General features: G+C 41.2%; 17 protein-coding genes, 6 tRNA genes and 2 other annotated features. Of the genes, 21 read left to right on the top strand and 2 right to left on the bottom strand.

Features of this window, described 5'->3' with window-relative positions; all coding sequences use genetic code 11:
- Nucleotides 1-23 precede the first annotated feature (23 nt).
- The 13 genes from lonC to Ga0466249_RS08370 all read left to right on the top strand — a co-directional run bounded on the left by lonC (nucleotide 24) and on the right by Ga0466249_RS08370 (nucleotide 13,177).
- Complete coding sequence (lonC, locus tag Ga0466249_RS08430) at nucleotides 24-1,952, top strand: Lon family ATP-dependent protease (RefSeq protein WP_215829002.1); 1,929 nt, start codon at nucleotides 24-26, stop codon at nucleotides 1,950-1,952.
- Between the two features lie 26 nt (nucleotides 1,953-1,978).
- On the top strand, nucleotides 1,979-3,316 hold the full coding sequence (dnaB, locus tag Ga0466249_RS08425) for a replicative DNA helicase (RefSeq protein ID WP_215829001.1): 1,338 nt from the start codon (nucleotides 1,979-1,981) through the stop codon (nucleotides 3,314-3,316).
- A 109-nt stretch (nucleotides 3,317-3,425) separates the two neighbouring features.
- Nucleotides 3,426-3,630, top strand: a binding site (T-box leader).
- Nucleotides 3,631-3,769: 139 nt separating this feature from the next.
- The gene (locus tag Ga0466249_RS08420) at nucleotides 3,770-5,182 is read left to right on the top strand and encodes a sodium:solute symporter family protein (protein WP_215829000.1); all 1,413 of its coding nucleotides are present in this window, start codon (nucleotides 3,770-3,772) and stop codon (nucleotides 5,180-5,182) included.
- Between the two features lie 112 nt (nucleotides 5,183-5,294).
- Nucleotides 5,295-5,555 (top strand) — a binding site (T-box leader).
- Between the two features lie 69 nt (nucleotides 5,556-5,624).
- A complete protein-coding gene (locus tag Ga0466249_RS08415) occupies nucleotides 5,625-6,593 on the top strand; it encodes a bile acid:sodium symporter family protein (protein WP_215828999.1) in 969 nt (322 codons plus the stop codon).
- Between the two features lie 36 nt (nucleotides 6,594-6,629).
- On the top strand, nucleotides 6,630-7,919 hold the full coding sequence (locus tag Ga0466249_RS08410; RefSeq protein WP_312889735.1) for a lactate racemase domain-containing protein: 1,290 nt from the start codon (nucleotides 6,630-6,632) through the stop codon (nucleotides 7,917-7,919).
- Nucleotides 7,920-8,021: 102 nt separating this feature from the next.
- A complete protein-coding gene (locus Ga0466249_RS08405; protein WP_215828998.1) occupies nucleotides 8,022-8,204 on the top strand; it encodes a hypothetical protein in 183 nt (60 codons plus the stop codon).
- Nucleotides 8,205-8,206: 2 nt separating this feature from the next.
- On the top strand, nucleotides 8,207-8,440 hold the full coding sequence (locus Ga0466249_RS08400; RefSeq protein ID WP_215828997.1) for a FeoA family protein: 234 nt from the start codon (nucleotides 8,207-8,209) through the stop codon (nucleotides 8,438-8,440).
- Nucleotides 8,441-8,462: 22 nt separating this feature from the next.
- Nucleotides 8,463-8,675 (top strand): FeoA family protein, encoded by a 213-nt coding sequence (locus Ga0466249_RS08395; protein WP_215828996.1) that lies wholly within the window; start codon nucleotides 8,463-8,465, stop codon nucleotides 8,673-8,675.
- Between the two features lie 58 nt (nucleotides 8,676-8,733).
- Entirely contained in the window at nucleotides 8,734-11,112 is a 2,379-nt protein-coding gene (gene feoB, locus Ga0466249_RS08390) for a ferrous iron transport protein B (RefSeq protein ID WP_215828995.1), read from the top strand.
- A 12-nt stretch (nucleotides 11,113-11,124) separates the two neighbouring features.
- Complete coding sequence (locus Ga0466249_RS08385; protein WP_215828994.1) at nucleotides 11,125-11,271, top strand: FeoB-associated Cys-rich membrane protein; 147 nt, start codon at nucleotides 11,125-11,127, stop codon at nucleotides 11,269-11,271.
- Nucleotides 11,272-11,539: 268 nt separating this feature from the next.
- The gene (locus Ga0466249_RS08380) at nucleotides 11,540-11,695 is read left to right on the top strand and encodes a lyase family protein (protein WP_215828993.1); all 156 of its coding nucleotides are present in this window, start codon (nucleotides 11,540-11,542) and stop codon (nucleotides 11,693-11,695) included.
- 16 nt (nucleotides 11,696-11,711) lie between these two features.
- Nucleotides 11,712-12,995, top strand: a complete 1,284-nt coding sequence (locus tag Ga0466249_RS08375; RefSeq protein ID WP_215828992.1) for an adenylosuccinate synthase — start codon at nucleotides 11,712-11,714, stop codon at nucleotides 12,993-12,995.
- Between the two features lie 106 nt (nucleotides 12,996-13,101).
- Nucleotides 13,102-13,177: transfer RNA gene (locus Ga0466249_RS08370), tRNA-Lys, on the top strand.
- Nucleotides 13,178-13,275: 98 nt separating this feature from the next.
- Here Ga0466249_RS08370 and Ga0466249_RS08365 read toward each other — a convergent pair.
- Both Ga0466249_RS08365 and Ga0466249_RS08360 read right to left on the bottom strand, forming a co-directional pair.
- Nucleotides 13,276-14,619: a lipase family protein gene (locus tag Ga0466249_RS08365; RefSeq protein WP_215828991.1), complete on the bottom strand. Its 1,344-nt coding sequence runs from the start codon at nucleotides 14,617-14,619 to the stop codon at nucleotides 13,276-13,278.
- Nucleotides 14,620-14,746: 127 nt separating this feature from the next.
- Nucleotides 14,747-15,139, bottom strand: coding sequence for a response regulator (locus Ga0466249_RS08360; RefSeq protein ID WP_215828990.1), 393 nt, complete (start codon nucleotides 15,137-15,139; stop codon nucleotides 14,747-14,749).
- A gap of 167 nt (nucleotides 15,140-15,306) precedes the next feature.
- Between Ga0466249_RS08360 and Ga0466249_RS08355 the strand changes: the two genes are divergently transcribed.
- The 8 genes from Ga0466249_RS08355 (at nucleotide 15,307) to Ga0466249_RS08320 (ending at nucleotide 18,182) form a co-directional block, all read left to right on the top strand.
- On the top strand, nucleotides 15,307-15,678 hold the full coding sequence (locus Ga0466249_RS08355) for a helix-turn-helix domain-containing protein (protein WP_215828989.1): 372 nt from the start codon (nucleotides 15,307-15,309) through the stop codon (nucleotides 15,676-15,678).
- A 102-nt stretch (nucleotides 15,679-15,780) separates the two neighbouring features.
- Nucleotides 15,781-15,855 (top strand) — tRNA-Glu (locus Ga0466249_RS08350).
- An 18-nt stretch (nucleotides 15,856-15,873) separates the two neighbouring features.
- Nucleotides 15,874-15,949 (top strand) — tRNA-Val (locus tag Ga0466249_RS08345).
- 14 nt (nucleotides 15,950-15,963) lie between these two features.
- Nucleotides 15,964-16,040 (top strand) — tRNA-Asp (locus tag Ga0466249_RS08340).
- 3 nt (nucleotides 16,041-16,043) lie between these two features.
- Nucleotides 16,044-16,119: transfer RNA gene (locus Ga0466249_RS08335), tRNA-Phe, on the top strand.
- A gap of 134 nt (nucleotides 16,120-16,253) precedes the next feature.
- Nucleotides 16,254-16,327, top strand: a tRNA-Gly gene (locus Ga0466249_RS08330).
- A gap of 75 nt (nucleotides 16,328-16,402) precedes the next feature.
- Nucleotides 16,403-17,638: an HD domain-containing phosphohydrolase gene (locus Ga0466249_RS08325; protein ID WP_215828988.1), complete on the top strand. Its 1,236-nt coding sequence runs from the start codon at nucleotides 16,403-16,405 to the stop codon at nucleotides 17,636-17,638.
- 121 nt (nucleotides 17,639-17,759) lie between these two features.
- Complete coding sequence (locus tag Ga0466249_RS08320) at nucleotides 17,760-18,182, top strand: universal stress protein (protein WP_215828987.1); 423 nt, start codon at nucleotides 17,760-17,762, stop codon at nucleotides 18,180-18,182.
- Nucleotides 18,183-18,236: the final 54 nt, after the last annotated feature.

Below are 18,236 nucleotides of genomic sequence, written 5' to 3'. Positions count from 1 at the left end.
TTTATACTAGAGAGGAATACACTATGAAAAATTTTTTTAAGAAACTTGTTCACAAAATGCCGTTTACAGATAAGATGAGTGAAGGCGATCAATTAAAACGCCAAGTGGCATCGCTTTATCAGCTCTATTCCGGGATTATTGGTACCGATCATGTTGTTTTAAAGGCAGGAAAACTCGATGCCTTATCACTCATGGGAAGTGAAGATATCCGGGAAAGAGTACTGGCATTACAAAAGTTAGTTTACGAAGATCCTACGCTGGAGCAGCTTCCAACGCTTGCGGAAATTCCGGAAATTTTAGGTCAGCTTGAAGATGAATTAGCAGATCTCATGGCGCGTCGCGTTGTGGAAGAGCGTATTGAGAAAAAAATTGCTGACAAGATGGAAGAACGTCATCAGGAATATGTGCAAGAAATAAAGATGCAGGTTATTAAAGATGAAAAAAATGTGGAAAACCCCCAAACCCTTAAAAAATACGCGCAACTTGAAAAACTTGAGTCGGTTAAATTGACGAAATCCCTGATGGAATTAGTCAGGCCGACGACCCTCGCTGAAATCGTCGGGCAAGAACGTGCCATTGAGTCGCTAAGATCTAAGCTGGCATCGCCGTATCCTCAGCATTTAATACTCTATGGACCACCTGGTATTGGTAAAACAACGGCTGCGAGGTTAGTGCTGGAAGAAGCTAAAAAGTCTACAGTAACTCCTTTTCGTACTGAGGCTCCTTTTATTGAAGCCGATGGCACAACACTCCGCTGGGACCCCCGTGATATGACAAATCCTCTCTTAGGTTCTGTCCATGATCCGATTTATCAGGGAGCCAAACGAGACTTAGCTGAAGGCGGTATTCCTGAACCTAAGCCAGGCATGGTCACAGATGCCCATGGTGGTATTTTATTTATTGATGAAATTGGCGAAATGGATGCCATGCTACAAAATAAGTTACTGAAGGTCTTAGAAGATAAGCGCGTTTTTTTTGATTCCGCTTACTATGATCCCAGTGATGAGAATGTACCGAAATATGTTCAGAAGCTGTTTAAAGAGGGGGCACCGGCCGATTTTATCTTAATTGGAGCTACAACACGTGAAAAGTATGATATTAGTCCAGCTCTTCGCTCGCGTTGCGCCGAAATTTATTTTGAGCCCTTAACTCCCAAAAATATTGAGGAAATTGTTTATAATGCAGCTAAGAAACTGGCTGTTGCCATTGAGCCTGAGGTACCACGTATTATTAGTGAGTACACCATTGAAGGTCGCAAAGCGGTCAATTTGTTGTCCGATGCCTACAGTTTGGCTCTTTATCAACATCAGGGGCAGACAGAAAGTATGATGATTACAGCCGCTGATATTTATAAAGTGACACAAGTTAGTCGTCTGAGCCCCTATGTGAATAATAAGGCTTCCAAAACGGGTCAAGTTGGCCGGGTCTTTGGGCTGGGTGTTGCTGGTTATTTAGGGTCTGTCATTGAAATCGAAGCCGTTTCTTTTCCTGCTAGCGAAAAGGGGAAGGGCAGTATGCGTTTTAATGAAACAGCTGGCAGCATGGCTAAAGATTCTGTGTTTAATGCCGGAGCTGTCGTGCGAAAAATTACGGGCGAAGATGTGTCGAACTATGATATTCATGTCAATGTCATTGGCGGGGGAAATATTGATGGTCCTTCAGCAGGTACGGCCATTCTTTCCGCCATCATTTCAGCGATTACAGGTCGGAAAGTTCGGCAGGATGTGGCTGTAACAGGTGAAATTAGTATTCAAGGGCAAGTAAAGGCAGTTGGCGGCGTATTTGAAAAAGCCTATGGTGCCAAACAGGCCGGTATTACGACCCTCGTTATTCCAAAAGAAAATCAAAAAGATCTTGCACAAGGGCACTTGGGCTTGGATATTCGTGCTGTTGATACGGTAGAAGAAGCCATTGCTATTTTGTTTGAAGAAAGTAGCGTGGTAAGTGCGTAGTGAGATAGCACAGGGAGGAACCAAACGTGATTGACCGAGTACCCCCGCAAAACGTTGAGGCAGAGCAGTCTGTTATTGGCGCAATGCTGATAGAAAGAGAAGCTATTTCTAAAGTTGCTGAGTTTTTGCAACCGGAAGATTTTTATCGTGAAGCCCATCGGCTTATTTATACGACTATTTTGGACTTGTTTAATAAAAATGATGCCGTTGACATGGTGACAGTAACGGAAAATCTACGTAAAGTAGATAAGCTTGAAAGTGTCGGTGGTATTTCTTATATTACGTCTTTGGCCAATAGTGTACCGACAGCAGCAAATGTTATCTATCATGCCCGTATTGTGGAAGAAAAATCTCTTCTCAGGCTGCTCATTAATGCAGCTACGGAAATTGCTGGCATGGGATATGAAGGTAGTGAAGATGCGGCGCAGATACTCGATCAGGCAGAACGTAAAATTTTAGAAGTATCCGGTCGGAAAATGGGCCATGATTTTACGCCCATTAATACCATTGTTATGGATGCCTTTAATAAAATTGAGCTGCTCTATGCTTCGAAAGGCGGTATTACAGGTCTTCCTACGGGGTTTAAGGATTTAGATCGCCTTACTTCCGGATTGCAGCCTTCTGATCTTATTTTAATTGCAGCTCGCCCCAGTATGGGTAAAACGGCTTTTGTCTTGAATATTGCGCAGCATATTGCCATTAAGGAAAAGAAAGCGGTTGCCTTTTTTTCCTTGGAAATGTCCAAAGAACAGCTTGTTCAGCGTATGCTTTGTGCTGAGGCACCTATTGATGCTCAGCGGCTGAGAATCGGTGAATTGGAAGAAAATGATTGGACGAAACTTGTTCGGGCATCTGATCGTTTATCGGCGGCGCCTATCTTCATTGATGATACCGCAGGCATTACGGTGCTTGAAATGCGTTCTAAGGCTAGGCGCTTAAAAATCGAGCATAATTTGTCGCTTATTATTATCGATTATTTGCAACTCATGCAGGGGAGTTCCGGCAGTGGACGCAGTGAAAACCGTCAGCAGGAGATTTCAGAGATTTCCCGTTCACTAAAGGCTCTGGCTCGCGAGCTTCATGTACCTGTGATTGCTCTTTCGCAGCTTAGCCGAAGTGTAGAATCCCGTCAGGTTAAAAAGCCTATGCTGAGCGATTTACGTGAGTCTGGTTCACTTGAGCAAGATGCCGATATTGTGGCTTTCCTTTATCGTGAGGATTATTATGACCCTGAGACGGAAAAGAAAAATATTACGGAAGTCATTGTAGCGAAACATCGTAATGGACCTGTAGACAGCATTCAGCTCTTTTTCCATAAGCAATGGACGAAATTTGTGGATCTTTCAAGACAAACACCGAGTTAATAACGGGGCCGTTAGGCTCTGTTATTTTCTTTTTTTTTTTGTAAAAGTGTAATTTTATCTTGACGATGTATTTATTTCTGCATATAATGTCTATAACAAGTGTATAGAGTCAAAGGTAATGATAGAAAGAGTAGTTATGTGTATTCATTCAGAGAGCTAGTGGTTGGTGTAAACTAGTTGAGGAGCATAATGAAGTTCCTTCTTGAACTGCGAGCTGAAATTAATAGTAGGCTTGAACGGTTTACCGCCGTTAAAGGTCAGAGTAGGTTTATTTTCATCAACTAGGGTGGTACCGCGATATTTTCGCCCCTTTATCGCAGGTGCTATTTTTTTTGGTTAAATAAATCAATTTTGGGTGGTACCACGATTTGATCGTCCCTTTTTGGGGCGATTTTTTTATTCTTATATCCGGAATAAGAGTAAATAACGATCACTATTTTAGGAGGGTTCACGATGAATATTCCCTTGTTAATTGTTGCTTTATATATTATTGCTTTATTCTTTATTGGTCTTTATGGTCATCGTCGTACAAAAGGCAGTACAGAAAACTATGTTTTAGCTGGTAGAAGATTGACGACACCACTCATTACCGTTTCTATCGTTGGATTGGCTATTGGCGGTGCCTCAACGATTGGTGTGGCTGAGCAGGCCTATCAAGTGGGCCTGTCTGCTGGATGGTATACAGCGGCTTGGGCGGCAGGTGCGATCACGATGGGGCTTTTATTGGCGAAAAAATATCGTCAGCTTCATATTTCCACCATTCCCGAGTTGCTTGGTAAATACTATGATAAAAAGGGCGTGATCGCTGGTGTTATTTGTCAGATATTCATTCAATTGATTATTACTTCCTTGCAATATATTGCTGGGGGAAGTATTCTTCATGCCTTACTGCCGAATGTTTTCGATTTTCAAACAGGCATGATTACAAGTGCGATTGTGTTTATCAGTGTGACTTTTGTGGGGGGGATGTGGTCCGCAAGCCTTTCAAACCTTCTCCATATTGTCCTTATTTACGTGGGGATTACCCTTGCAACAATTATTCAAGTAGGAACATCAGGTGGATTGACAGCCATGGCGCAGCAACTGCCCGCAGATATTCCTTATTTTGATTGGTTTCAAGGCGTGGGTTGGCAGCAAATTGTCAGTTGGTTTGCTGTCATGATTACAGTTAATCTTTCCTTGCAGAGTATTGTTCAAATTTCACTCGGCGCCAAAGATACACGCACCAGCCGTAATGGCTTTTTATGGGGTGGCTTGATGATGATTCCTGTCGGTTTTCTTTGTGCCTTGCTAGGGATTGCCGCCAAGGTACAGTTCCCTGAAACAACAGGTGCGCTGGCCTTGACCCAAACGATTATGACGCTCAATCCTGTTTTAGCCGGATTGACGCTTGCTGCTCTCTGGTCTGCTGATATTTCAGCGGCATCCAATCTTCTTTTAAGTGCAGCGACGCTATTTTCACAAGATGTTTATAAAAAGTCGATTAACCCGGCTGTAAGTGAGCAGAAATATTTACTCATAACCAAGTTATCTGTCGTAATTTTTGGGTTTATGACTTTCGTGTTAGCTTTAACTATTAGTGGGATTATTAAAACCTTAATGGTCGCCCTCAGCTTGACGGCAAGCTTTAGTGTGATAGTGCTATTTACAATTTATGCACCTAAAATGTGCTCCAAGTCAGCGGCCTTTTATACGATTGTGGCCGGAGTCGTGACGCTTATTTTGTGGCAGACAGTACCGCAAATTCGGATTTTCCCCCATGTAATCTTTTTAGAATGGCTCGTATGTTTGGGTACCTTTGTGGGTGTTCATGTGCTTGAAGGAAAATCCGCTGTTGCCTTGGACACTGAAGAGTCATTGGGATAAAAAGATCGAAAGAATAGCAATTCGGGGTTGACAGATTCTTTTATTGTCGTGTATACTTGTAACTACATTACGAAGTTACATTTTATTGGATCAATGAATTGCATAGTGTGAATGAAAAGTTGTGATGGAGATATTTGTATAGCATCTGTTTCAGAGAACCGGTGGTTGGTGTGAACCGGTAGCAGAAATATATAATTGATCACTCCTGAACTGCAAGGCTGAAGTTTGTAGTAGGCCGCGCCGGAAACAGCTCCTTGTGAGTGCAACCGTTATATTGCTAGGGTTGTTAGACCTGATGAGAGATGTATGAGCTTTTTATTATTCGCTCATATGAATAAGGGTGGTACCGCGAGATTAACCTCTTGCCCCTTGATTAGTTCAAGGAGGTAAGAGGTTTTTTATTGTTTAAATTTCATTATCTACCTAATGGAGGGATTTAAGAATGAATGTATTAGAAAAAGGTGCAAAATTTATTTGTGAGAAGTTTACTTTGTGGATTATTGTCTTTTCTGTTCTTGCCTATGTAGAACCGGAGCCATTTAAGCCCATTGTTCCTCATATTTCTTATTTACTTGGTCTTATTATGTTAGGCATGGGTCTTACCCTGTCATTCGATGATTTTAAATTAGTTTTTAGTCGTCCCAAAGATGTTTTATATGGTGTGGGTTTCCGCTATTTAATTATGCCTTTTGTAGGTTTTTGTGTGGCGAAAGTACTTGGTTTGCCGCCAGCTCTTGCAGCAGGTGTTGTATTACTTGGCACCTGTCCAAGTGGAACAGCATCGAATGTGATGTCTTTTATAGCTAAAGGAGACACGGCCTTATCGGTCACTGTTTCGAGCGTAAATACCATTTTGGCGCCTGTCCTTACGCCCTATATGTTTTTGCTATTAGCGGGAACTTTTATTCCCATTAATGTAACCGTCCTGTTTGTTGAAATTGTCAAAATTGTTCTGTTGCCTGTTGCGACGGGTGTTGTATTAAGGATGCTCTTGCGTTCGGTAGTAGAAAAGGTCAGCAAAGTTGTTCCGGCAGTTTCGGTTGTTCTGATTATTACTATTTTAACATCTGTTGTGGCGGTTAATGCCAGCCGCTTGGCGACAGTCGGATCTATTTTGCTCTTAGCAGTGTTTTTGCATAATGGTATTGGGTTATTATTTGGCTATGGTGCTGCTCATGGTGTACGTATGGGCGAAAAAAAGGCACGGGCTCTCACTTTTGAAATTGGCATGGAAAATTCCGGATTGGCTGTTGCCTTGGCCATGGTTCATCTTGATCCGATGGCCGCCCTTCCTGCTGCTCTATGTAGTATCTGGCAAAATATTAGTGGCAGCTTACTTGCAAGCTATTGGGGTACGAAGGATGAGCCAGTAGCAGAAGGCGCGCCTGTTTTGGCTAAATCAGAAAACTAAGTGTCATGATTATTGTTAAGAAAGTAGGCGTTTGTTGTGAAAAAGATAGTATTCAATTATGGCGACTCTGTTATGGAGGCAGAGATAAGTGAAGAAAAAGTGTTGCAAGTCATTACAGGTAGCCCTGTTGAAGTAACAAAAGGGGAAGATGAAATTATTCTTGATGCTTTGCGGCATCCTATTGGCAGTGCTCGTCTGAAAGAATTGGTTCATGCCGGTGAAACTGTGTGTGTCGTGATCCCTGATGCAACACGTACTTGGCAAAAGACAGATAAATATTTATTTCGCATTGTAGAAGAACTACATGCCGGCGGTGTAAAAGACGAGGATATTCTGTTTATCAGTGCTCTTGGATCACACCGGAAACAAACGAAAGAAGAACATCGCTCGCTCCTAGGTTCGGTTTTAGCTGATCGCTTTGACGTAGTCGACCATGATTGCTATGACAAGGAGAACCTTGTTTATTTAGGTGAAACAACCTATCATACACCTGTTTATGTCAATAAGACAGCGATGTCCTGTGATCATATCGTCATTACAGGCGGGATTGTTTACCACTTTCTTGCTGGGTGGTCAGGCGGAAAAAAATACATTCTTCCTGGGATTTCTTCTTATGAAACCATTATGGCCAATCATGCTTTATCACTTAATGATACACTGGGGGAAGGGGCTGATCCTGATGTACGATCCGGTTATGTTCAAACGAACCGTCTTCATTTAGATATGGTTGAGGCCGCCAGCTTTGTTCGTCCTACTTTTATGTTTAATGTTGTGATGGGACCTGATGGCAATTTGGCAGGTGCTGTAGCCGGGCATTATTTAGATGCGCATGCCGCAGGACGTAAACTCGTTGATGCGATTGACGGCGTGCCGATTTCCGAAAAGGCCGATTTAGTTGTTGCATCAGCAGGTGGCTATCCAAAGGATATTAATTTATATCAATCCATTAAAACGGTAATTAATGCACGCGAAGCAGCGAAACCGGGTGGTACGTTGATTGTTATGACACAATGCCGCGAAGGGTTGGGTGGTAACGCTGAAGTACAAGATATGATTTTAAATTATGATACGGTATTGGAGCGGGAAAAGGTTCTTCGCAAAGATTATAGTATTTCAAAATATGTGGGTTATTATTTTTGTGAAACAGCTGAAAAATTTGACTTTATTTTAGTATCTGATCTTGATCCAAAATTACTGAGAAAAGCCGGAATTACTGTCGTGAAGACCTTAGCTGAAGCCTTAACGATGACTTATCAGAAACGAGGCAGAGACTTAACAACTCATTTGATGCCGCATGCAGCAAATACTTTGCCAAAACTTTCATAGCAGCTATTTTATAAAGAATATAGCACAGAAAAAGTGTAGCAGCCTATTGCTTTGATACGGTAATAGGCTGCTACACTTTTTACTGCACAAGGTAACGTTAATATGTGGATTGACAAATCCGTAAAAGGCAGATACAATAATCTTATCGATACTGATAATCATTATCAGTTATTTGCTTCATGGAGCAAGGTGATTAGCTCGCTTGCTGCATTGCCAATCATCATTTTATTAGTGCCGCTGAGAAAAACAGCATTGAATTATTTTGAAGAAAAAAAGGAGCGATAATCATGGTTAAAGCTTTGAATCAATTACGTTCTGGCGAACAGGGAAGGGTTAATAAAATAATCGGAACAGGCGTGATACAAAGGCGACTGCTTGATATGGGCATTACACCAGGCACAGCAATTCAGGTTCAAAAATTTGCGCCACTCGGTGATCCCATGGAGATTAAGGCCAAAGGATTCAATCTCTCGCTACGCAAGGCGGAAGCTGAAAGTATCCAAGTCGATGTAGCCTTATAAAGTGATTATAGGAGGAGTTATTATGCCGCTAGTTATGGCGAAATCTGGAGAAGCTTTTACAGTTTCCTCACTTGAGGGTCCTCATGAACTACGGATGCGTCTCGTTAATTTGGGGATTTTTCCTGGTGCAATCATCCAAATTCTTCAACGTACATCATCGACAGTATTACTCAAGGTTCAAGATACGCGGCTGATGATTCAGCAAGGTATGGCTTGTCAGGTTTATGTAAAATAGATATTTTTTACGGTTAAAAGTCAGGAAAAACTAACTTTAAAGTTAAAGGAGCGAAGATATGGAAGCGAAAAAACTACGAATTGCCCTTGCCGGGAATCCTAATTCGGGTAAAACAACGATTTTTAATAATTTAACAGGGTCCAGACAACACGTGGGGAATTATTCCGGAGTGACTGTTGAAAAAAAAGAAGGAACTCGCAGGTTTAAGGAATACGATCTTTTGCTAGTCGATTTGCCTGGTACTTATAGTTTAACGACGTATTCGCCTGAAGAAGTTGTTGCACGCGATTTCATTGTTCAGGAAAAACCGGATGTTGTCGTCGATATTTTGGATGCGGCCAATTTGGAACGGAACCTTTATTTAGCTGTTCAGCTGTTGGAATTAGAGCGGCCCTTTGTTTTGGCCCTCAATATGGTTGATGTGGCAGAATCACAAGGGCTGATGATTCAGGATAAGATTCTGGCTGAAAAACTGTCTGTGCCAGTAGCACGGATGATTGGTAATCGTGGCGAAGGTACTGAGAGAATGCTAGAATCTGTCGTACAAGCCGCGCAGCAGAGTGCAAGGTCTTTTTCTATCGACTATGGAAAAACCATTGAAGAGCCGATTCAAGAATTAGTAAACCAGCTGAGCGCTTTAAGTCAGGATTTAAAATATCCGATACGGTGGATGGCGCTAAAATTATTGGAAAATGATCAAGATATTATGGGGCGTATTCAAAATGTAGCGGGCGGGCCGGCCATCATAGCCCATGCCAAAACATTGCGAGAAACGTTGCAAAAAGATTTCGATGAAGATCCGGAAATGACCATTGCTACTTTGCGTTATCAGTTTGTTGGGGACCTATATCGCCAGGCTGTTTCAGGAAGACCGGAACATGCAGTGACGCTGTCTGATAAGATTGACAAAGTTTTAACCAATCGTGTTTTGGGTATTCCCATCTTTTTAGGAATGATGTGGATCGTATTTACCCTAGTGTTCACCGTGGGGAAGTATCCGCAAGATTGGCTTGCACAGGGAATTAAGGTTGGGAGTGCTCTCGTCGGTCAAGCTTTACCTGAGGGCGATTTAAAATCACTTATTGTTGATGGAATTTTCGGCGGTGTTGGCAGTGTCATTTCATTTTTGCCGCTTATTTTAATTTTATTTTTAGCCATTTCATTATTGGAAGACACAGGCTATATGGCGCGGGCGGCTTTTGTCATGGATCGTATTATGCGTAAGGTTGGACTGCATGGAAAATCTTTTATTCCCTTGTTACTAGGATTTGGTTGCGGCGTTCCGGCCATTATGGGAACGCGGACACTTGAAAATCCTCGCGACAGGTTAGTAACGATTTTAGTTTCACCGCTTATGAGTTGTAGTGCGCGGTTACCTATTTATAGTGTCTTAATTGCTGCATTTTTTCATGACGATGTTGCCGGAAATGTCTTATTTTCTATTTATTTGTTAGGAATTGTACTGGCTATTTTAATGGCGCGTATTTTTCGGTCGGTCTTATTTAAAGGTGTAACAGAGCCGTTTATTATGGAACTCCCGCCTTATCATCTGCCAACAATCAAGAGTGTTTTCATTCATATGTGGGAACGTAGTGTTCTGTATTTGAAAAAAGCGGGAACAATTATTTTAGCTGTCAGTATTATTATGTGGTTCTTGACGAATTTCCCGAGCAATGTGGAGTATTCAAAAGACTATGAAGCGGCTGCAGAGCAAGCAGAAGTACAATTTACTCAGCGAGTGAATACAGAAATTAATGAGCCTCTAAATATAGCTAATATTGATGAAAATAATGCACTGAAAGATACAATCGATAAAATTTTAGCTGTTCAGGAAGATTTTAAAAAGGCTACCGAAGATCTTGATGATGACGATTCCCAATTAGCCGTTCTATCAGCGAAGCAAGAAAGTGATTTAAAAACGATTGAAGAAGAACAGCCTGAAATCTTTGAAAGCGCCAATCATTATGCAGAACTAAAAGGCGATTTAGAGGATGCGAAAGATGAACTGGATAAAGAAAAGGGTGCTGAAAAAATCGGTCAAAGTTATGCCGGGACAATCGGTAAATTTTTAGAACCTGTCATGGCTCCGCTAGGTTTCGATTGGAAAATCAACATTGCCCTTATTGCAGGCTTTTCAGCGAAAGAAGTCGTTGTAGGAACATTAGGTACCATTTATAGTGTTGGTGATGTCGGCGAAAAGACATTGCCATTACAAACAGCACTTGCAGCAGACCCCGCATTTAATCCGCTTATTGCTTATACTTTAATGGTTTTCTGCCTGGTTTATTCACCTTGTTTAGCGGCTGTTGCAACAATTAAACGGGAAACGAATTCTTGGAAATGGGCGATTTTTGCTTCAGCTTATACGACGAGTCTGGCCTGGGTACTTGCCTTTATTGTCTACCAGGGAGGGCTGTTCTTGGGCATTGGAATTTAAGGAGATGGAGAAATGGAACAAATCATTTTATTTGGTGTGGGTATTTTAGCTGTTTTTTATGTAATTCGGTTATTATGGAAAGAGGTACAAGGGAAAACGACTTGCAGTTGTTGCAAAGGTTGTTCTTCAACGAAATTCGGCTCTTGCAAAAAGGGATGATAAATGAAACGGCTCTATAGAAAATAATCTGTAGAGCCGTTTTTTTTTGGCAGTCTTTCACGAAAAAATCCGAACGTTTATATGTTAATATTAAATAATATTCGACTTTTTTATTGACACTGAAAAAAACAGATGATATGATATTTAAGGGATAAAATGCATGTAATCCCGTAAGAATGAATGATTAAGTTTTTTTGAGAGTTTTAATTGTCTCAATAAGCAAGAGTGTTGCTCGTGATGAAACTTATCGCTGGGTGCAACCAATTCCATGACGAAATGGATGGAAGGCGCTGACTTCAAGACAAATATAAAAAAGGGTGCCGATATTAGCAAATATCTGACATCGGATGAAGTGGATGAGTGTCTTCATTATGATTATCATTTGAGATATATTGATACAATTATGGCTAGATTTTGTCTCTAGAAGAAAGGGTGAGAATATGTCAACAGTAGTTGTTATGGGTACGCAATGGGGCGATGAGGGAAAAGGGAAAGTTGTTGATTATTTAGCAGAACAGGCAGATGTTGTTGTTCGTTCACAAGGCGGTAATAATGCTGGTCATACTGTAGTTGTCAATGAAATGGCCCATAAGCTGCAATTATTGCCGTCAGGAATTTTATATAAGGGTAAAACCTGTATTCTTGGCAATGGTGTTGTTATTGATCCGGGTGCGCTTATTACTGAGATTAAAAACATGCAGGCCAAAGGATTTGATACTTCGGCACTGCGCATTTCCAACCGGGCCCATGTTATTCTGCCTTATCATCAGTTGCTTGATGAAGTGGAAGAACAAGCGCGTGGCGCATTTAAAATCGGTACAACGAAACGAGGCATTGGTCCGTGTTATATGGATAAAATGGCTCGCGTAGGCATTCGTATCGTTGATTTAATGGATGAAGAAGAATTTAGTGCTAAATTAGAGCGGAACATTGCCGCGAAAAATCATTTACTGAAGAATGTTTACGGCGTAGAAGGATTTGAGTATGAAGCTGTGAGAAAAGAATATTTGGCTTATGCCGACTTCCTGCGTCCTTATGTTGCGGATACTTCTTATATTCTGAGCAAGGCCATTAAAGCAGATAAGAAAGTGTTATTTGAAGGCGCTCAGGCCACCATGCTTGATCTTGATCACGGGACTTATCCTTATGTTACTTCTTCGAATCCCATTGCTGGTGGAGCCAGTGTGGGTTCGGGTGTTGGTCCTAGCAAGCTTGACAAGATTATCGGAGTTGTGAAGGCTTATAATACCCGTGTAGGCGAGGGACCTTTCCCGACAGAGCTAAACGACGAAATAGGCAATCAGATTCGCGAAACAGGTCATGAATATGGCACAGTAACAGGTCGGCCTCGTCGTTGCGGCTGGTTGGATGCTTGTGTTGTCCGTTATGCGGGACACTTAAGTGGTATTGATTATATGGCTATTACGCGATTGGATATTTTAGACGAACTTGAGACACTGAAGTTATGTGTCGGTTATAAATATAAAGGCGAAATTATTGGCGAATATCCGGCTAGCTTGAAGGTTTTGGCTGCTGTTGAGCCGGTTTATGAAGAATTTGCTGGTTGGAAGACTTCAACTTGTGCAATTCGTAAGTATGAAGATTTACCGCTCAATGCGCGTAAATATCTTGAACGCCTTAGCGAAGTGGCTGAGATTCCGCTTGGTATCGTTTCGGTTGGCCCAAATCGCGATCAAACGATGATCTTGAAGCCCTTGTTTTAGTCATCAGAATCAAAGGCTGTTATCTTTTAAAGGTAACGGCTTTTGTTTTTGAAAAAAACATTGACACTTCTTGTTGAAATCTGTATAATAACTTCTTGTGAGACATGATCCACTAGCTCAGTTGGTAGAGCACCTGACTTTTAATCAGGGTGTCCCGCGTTCGAGCCGCGGGTGGGTCACCAGCAAAATCAATGCTTTTCAAACTTATTGTTTGGAAGGCTTTTTTTATTTCTATAAAAGTACCAAAATGTTATTAAAAGAGCTCTGCGAAGAGCGGCTGCTAGCCGTCTTTTGCAGAGCTTCTTTGGTTCAACCAAGAGGCTTCGCTATCACGAATGCCTTTGAAATCGTGGATAAAGGCCTCTAGAGGAGTGAGATTGTAAGTGGCAGTAGAAAAGGTAGCCATGTTCACGATAGCACCTGTAGTAACATCATATACAGTCTGGTTCAAAATAATATGATAGGTGTTTTTTTCTTGTTTCAATCGGACTGCGCTTACTTCGGATAAAATGGCTAAGCGGCAATTCGATGCTGTAGCTGCTTGTTGCCAAGTGAGTGGTGTGGAATTGCTTGCGATGATAGAGTTTGGTAACGTTTGCCGATGTTCATCGTCTAAAGCTTCACACATATACCCAAAATCTGCTGTCAGTTGATGAGGTAAGCTGTTTTGGAGTGGCGCGGTATAGATGCGGTCAAAATTTGTCTGCTGGGTTGTCAACTGTTCAGGCAAGTTTATTCCTGCTTGTATGGCTAGACGACGTTTGTCATAATAGTTTTTGAGGGCCGAATCGACATAGGCAGTGAGATTATGGGGCTTATCGAGTGTGTCAGGAAGGTTCCATTTAATTTCCCGACCAAACTGCTGATAGCCTCCCACGAGCGTTTGCAAAATGCCTGTTACGGCATCGCCGGAATTGACTACGCGAGTTAGGTGAAGGAGACCTTCAAATTTAGCAGCAAATGCCGCATTGCCTACGGCAGGTGCGCCAAAGGTGATAACTTCAATTTGATCGGGATTTATTCCGCTGCTTAGCAGCCTGGCTCCGGCTAGTGTTGCTGCTGCGCCGCCAAGACTATGTCCTGTAAGATATAACATATCATTTTTGTTGCTTTTAATCAGATCGATAAGCAAGTGTGAATTAAATTTGACGTTACGTAAGGTTGCTGCCGGTCCGGCTTGTACGAATTTATTAAATCCGCGGTGAACTTTCGGTTCTGTATTTGGTACATCCTTTTTAGCGGCATTAGCGGCGAATTCGTCTAAGTTGGTACCGGCAAAATATACTTTATCAAAACTTAAGTCCATTTTTATGTCTTCAGATGATTCCGTACCCACAATGGCAATGATGTAAGTTGTGCCTCCGGCTTGGTTGGCTTTTTGTGCTAGGACGAAGCGAGCGCCATTATGGCCCTCTGGTTGTATATAGTGATCGATTTTCCAGCCGTCTTGTTCTAAATAATGATTGGTGAGTTCGCCAATTCGGTCATCATAGGCTGCTACGCTAGTTCCGGCTGTAATATATAATTTGTAAGCTTCTTCATAATCTTCTTTTGGACCTGTATGTCCAGCAAGCGGGGTATAGATGAGGACAAGGGTGAAAAGAAGAAAAAATATACGTTTCATTGAAAAACTCCTTGAGGCTTTTTACTCTAAAATTCGCTTTCTTTTTAAATAAGCCTTCTTGTTGTTGAAATGAATTAATATTCGTAAAACTATATTTTTATATTATTCTGCTTCTTTTTTAATTATTTCAACGAACAGTGTTTTGTCTTATATTAACTAACGATTTCTTTATTTGCATGAGCAAACGGGAAAAATTTAAGGGGTTTATATAATCGATGGAATTCCAAGCGAGTTGTTTTTCGTTACTTGTTATGTCAGTTTTAGTGGTGAGAAAAATAATTGGAATGGCAGCTAACGAAGGCTGCTTCTTGAACCAACGCCAGGTTTTACAATCATCAATGTCCGGTATCGTTACATCTAATAGAATAAGATCTGGTAAAGTTTTAAGTGCGGAAATCAATGCTGTTTCACCATTTGTAGTCCAATTTACTTCGTACTTTCTTTCTGAAAATAAAGTAATAAGAGCGCGGGTTTTAGAAGAATTGTCTACAATGAGAATAAGCGGGTTTCTATTTTTCATGGGAATAAGTCTCCTTTCAAAATTTTATAGTTTAAAAAACAGTATTAGTGTCATATAGACACTAATACTGTTTTTAGTTAAGAAATTCCTGCTCGGCAGGGTCTTATAGACACAATAATTGCACTGCTTTTATTGGCGCGATATCTTAAAGACAGGAGGTGTGGCTTATGGAAACTTTAGGAGCTAAAATTAAACATTTACGAAATAAACTAACGCAAGAAGAATTGGCCGCCATCCTTCAGGTTGATCGTTCGACCTTAGCATCATGGGAAGTGAATCGCCGTGAACCTGACATTGCAACATTATGTCGCATAGCAAATTTTTTTAAGGTAAGTATTGATTGGCTTGTTGGTTATAGTCAGGATATTTCTTCGCATTCAAGATACATTCATGAAACTGTAAACGATTATGGTATTAAAATAGATGAAGCTTGGCAGACTGTAATGATTTTGGCCCAACACTACGGGCTTAAACCGGATGATGTACGTCAACTAATCGAAATAAATTCGAAGATAGCCCGGTCATTGAATGGGAAATAGTTTGGTTATCATAATAAGTTACCACATTGGTAAAAATAACTATTGCCAAACGTTATAAATTTGTGTATACTATCCAAGTGACATGAACTTGGTTTAATAAATGGCGCGTTGGTCAAGCGGTTAAGACACCGCCCTTTCACGGCGGCTTCATGGGTTCGAATCCCATACGCGTCACCAATATTTCCGACTTTTCATGGGCGATTAGCTCAGCTGGGAGAGCGCCTGCCTTACAAGCAGGATGTCGGCGGTTCGATCCCGTCATCGCCCACCATATTTCAAAATTTTGGCCCGGTAGTTTAGTTGGTTAGAATGCCGCCCTGTCACGGCGGAGGTCGTCGGTTCAAGTCCGATCCGGGTCGCCATTTGCCGCGATAGCTCAGTCGGTAGAGCAGAGGACTGAAAATCCTCGTGTCGACAGTTCGATTCTGTCTTGCGGCACCAGCTTTTAAAACAATGAAACAGTCTTCTATGTAAGGCTGTTTTCTTTCTATTAAAAAGAGCATAGAGAAATATTATGGTAGTTGCCTTTCAGATTGTTTTCGAGTATAATAATATGCGTGATGAGCAAAGAGCATGCGGGCGTAGCTTAGTGGTAAAGTTCCAGCTTCCCAAGCTGGCTAGGCGGGTTCGATTCCCGTCGCCCGCTCCAAAATTGTCGCAGAACTGCTTACTTATTTGTAAGCAGTTTTTATTATTTTCCAATGATTTTACTAGGGGGAGACAGATGTATTTTAATATAAACCCAATTAATTTGCTGCGGGCCCTATCACTGGCTCTAGAACTTGCTTCGGGTGGATTATCTCGTCATCATTGGCGCACTGCGATTATTGCTGATCGGATTGCTGAGGAGATCAACCTCGTTGACAAAGAACGGCAACAGCTAATTTATGCAGCACTGCTTCACGATATTGGCGCAGCATCTAGTTGGTCGGAAAAACATCAGATTCGTAATTACGCTAACCCGTTGCTGCATAAACATGCTGAAGTTGGTTATGAACTGCTGAAGGATTCAGCGCAATTAGGTTATTTAGCTGATACCATTCGTCATCATCATGATTTGTGGGACGGGTCAAGTCCGGCAAGTTTCGTTGGTCAGGAGATCCCGCTGTTGAGCCGCATTATTAGTTTGGCTGATCGTGTGGAAGTGTTACTGAGAGATGATCAGTTTATTTTTGATCAACGGCCAGTCATTTTAGCAACGATTCGCCAATCTAGTGGTATTTCTTTTGATCCGGACTTAGTTCAGGCATTGCATGAAATTTCTCGGCAGGAAAGTTTTTGGTTAGATCTGGTGAATTCGCGGTATTATCAAAATTTTTTTCAACAACTTGAATCTTATGGTTCAACGCGGTTTAATTTAGATGATGTTATGAATATTTCGGAGATTTTTGCAACAATTATTGACCGCACGAGTCGTTTTACGGCTGCTCATTCTCGCAGTGTGTCTACAGTTGCCGCCTTTTTAGCTAGTAGCATGGGATTTTGTGCGGATGAGGTAAAAGTTATGCGTATTGCTGGACTTATGCATGATCTAGGGAAACTAGCAGTTTCTAGTGGTATTTTAGAAAAGAACGGTAAATTGACTGTACACGAATATCATATCATTAAGCAGCATCCTTATTATACTTATCGCATTTTAAATGAAATTGATGGTTTCCATACCATTGCAGAGTGGGCAGCCTATCATCATGAGACGCTTGACGGAAAAGGATATCCTTTTTGTATTCAGGAAAGCTCGCTGAGTTTAGGATCAAGGATTATGGCTGTTGCTGATATTTTTACTGCTTTAACGGAAAATCGACCTTATCGGGCTACATTAGAAATAACTAAGGTAGAAAAAATTATGCAAACCATGGTTGCTAATCATAAAATAGACGATCAAATAACGGCTAAGCTTTTTAGTAACTCTCAGCAAGTTCGTGATTTGAAACAACAAGTTCTTGAGCAGACTTTTTATTAGATAGTGTGGCTGTAAAGTCGGGAGCTTTTAAGTCAAGAGTACTTGAAAGCATTTTCTGAATATTATATAATTAATTTAGGAAGTATAGATTGTCTAATGTAATGAAAAGGGGGAGTCTACGGTGGCAGATAAAAAAATTATTGTTGCTTACGATGGATCTTCCGATAGTAAAAAAGCATTAAGCATGGCTACAGATTTATCAAAAGATATTGCAGCAGACGTTGTTGTTGTATCAGTTTATGACGTGCCTATTGCATTAGCAGATGGAGTTAGTTATAGTGAATGGGCAGCAGATTGTGAAAAGGCTTGTGAGGCAAGAGTGGCAGAAGGGAAAAAACTTTGTGAAGACAAGGGTATCGTGGTATATACTGAAGTGTTGCAGGGAAACCCTGCCGATGAAATCATTAAATACGCCGAAAATGAACAAGCTTATTTGATTATTTCTGGTACACGTGGTCTGGGTGGATTTGCCCGTTTGTTGGTGGGAAGTGTAGCGCATAAGATTGTTACTTATTCTAAAATTCCTGTATTAGTTGTAAAATAAATAGAGCATAAGAGATTGGGACTCAGTATAGAAAAAGCATCTGATATTCTAGAT

The sequence above is a fragment of the Pelorhabdus rhamnosifermentans genome, from assembly GCF_018835585.1.
GTDB lineage: Bacteria > Bacillota > Negativicutes > UMGS1260 > UMGS1260 > Pelorhabdus > Pelorhabdus rhamnosifermentans.
This window is presented reverse-complemented; position numbering and strand designations above follow the sequence as displayed.

Bases quoted from the DNA above. Each gene is read 5' to 3' on its own strand.
- Ga0466249_RS08325 (WP_215828988.1), top strand. From the start codon at position 16,403: ATGTATTTTAATATAAACCCAATTAATTTGCTGCGGGCCCTATCACTG.
- Ga0466249_RS08405 (WP_215828998.1), top strand. From the start codon at position 8,022: ATGTGGATTGACAAATCCGTAAAAGGCAGATACAATAATCTTATCGAT.
- Ga0466249_RS08395 (WP_215828996.1), top strand. From the start codon at position 8,463: ATGCCGCTAGTTATGGCGAAATCTGGAGAAGCTTTTACAGTTTCCTCA.
- Ga0466249_RS08385 (WP_215828994.1), top strand. From the start codon at position 11,125: ATGGAACAAATCATTTTATTTGGTGTGGGTATTTTAGCTGTTTTTTAT.
- Ga0466249_RS08400 (WP_215828997.1), top strand. From the start codon at position 8,207: ATGGTTAAAGCTTTGAATCAATTACGTTCTGGCGAACAGGGAAGGGTT.
- Ga0466249_RS08420 (WP_215829000.1), top strand. From the start codon at position 3,770: ATGAATATTCCCTTGTTAATTGTTGCTTTATATATTATTGCTTTATTC.
- Ga0466249_RS08360 (WP_215828990.1), bottom strand. From the start codon at position 15,139: ATGAAAAATAGAAACCCGCTTATTCTCATTGTAGACAATTCTTCTAAA.
- Ga0466249_RS08415 (WP_215828999.1), top strand. From the start codon at position 5,625: ATGAATGTATTAGAAAAAGGTGCAAAATTTATTTGTGAGAAGTTTACT.
- Ga0466249_RS08365 (WP_215828991.1), bottom strand. From the start codon at position 14,619: ATGAAACGTATATTTTTTCTTCTTTTCACCCTTGTCCTCATCTATACC.
- feoB (WP_215828995.1), top strand. From the start codon at position 8,734: ATGGAAGCGAAAAAACTACGAATTGCCCTTGCCGGGAATCCTAATTCG.
- Ga0466249_RS08380 (WP_215828993.1), top strand. From the start codon at position 11,540: ATGACGAAATGGATGGAAGGCGCTGACTTCAAGACAAATATAAAAAAG.
- Ga0466249_RS08375 (WP_215828992.1), top strand. From the start codon at position 11,712: ATGTCAACAGTAGTTGTTATGGGTACGCAATGGGGCGATGAGGGAAAA.
- lonC (WP_215829002.1), top strand. From the start codon at position 24: ATGAAAAATTTTTTTAAGAAACTTGTTCACAAAATGCCGTTTACAGAT.
- Ga0466249_RS08355 (WP_215828989.1), top strand. From the start codon at position 15,307: ATGGAAACTTTAGGAGCTAAAATTAAACATTTACGAAATAAACTAACG.